This window comes from bacterium (assembly GCA_020440705.1).
Lineage (GTDB): Bacteria > Krumholzibacteriota > Krumholzibacteriia > LZORAL124-64-63 > LZORAL124-64-63 > JAGRNP01.
Map to the genome: position 1 here is coordinate 1 of JAGRNP010000338.1, position 579 is coordinate 579.

1 protein-coding gene is annotated in these 579 nt (G+C 75.6%); it reads left to right on the forward strand.

The window, feature by feature from the left end:
• Positions 1-579, forward strand: a 579-nt coding sequence (locus KDM41_18685) for a BtpA/SgcQ family protein (GenBank protein ID MCB1185451.1), incomplete at both ends; no start/stop codon positions are given.

Genomic DNA, 579 nt, shown 5'->3' on the forward strand with positions numbered 1-579 from the left:
CCGAGCAGCCCACGCCGCCGCACCAGATCGCGATGATCGCGCGCGCCGTCGAGGCCTGCCTGCGCCTCGGCAAGCCGGTGGGCGTCAACGTGCTGCGCAACGACGTCCGCGCCGCGCTCGGGATCGCGGCGGCGACGGGCGCGGGCTTCGTGCGCGTGAACGTCCACGTCGGCGCCTACGTGACCGACCAGGGCCTGATCGAGGGGCGCGCGTTCGAGACGCTGCGCTACCGCGACACCCTCGACGCGCGCGACGTGGCGATCCTCGCCGACGTGCGGGTCAAGCACGCGACCCCGCTCGCGCCGGTCGCGGTCGACGTCGAGGTGAAAGACGTCTTGCGGCGCGGGATGGCCGACGCGGTCGTCGTGACGGGGACCGGCACCGGGGAGCCCGTCTCCCCCGACCTCCTCGCCGAGGTGCGCGCGGCGGCGGGCGACTCGACCGTGGTGATCGGGAGCGGGCTGAGCCCGAGCCGCGCCGAGCTCGCCGGCCTCGCCGACGCCGCGATCGTGGGCACGTGGATCAAGCGCGACGGCCGCGTGGATCAGCCGGTCGACCCGGAGCGCGTTCGGCGTCTCC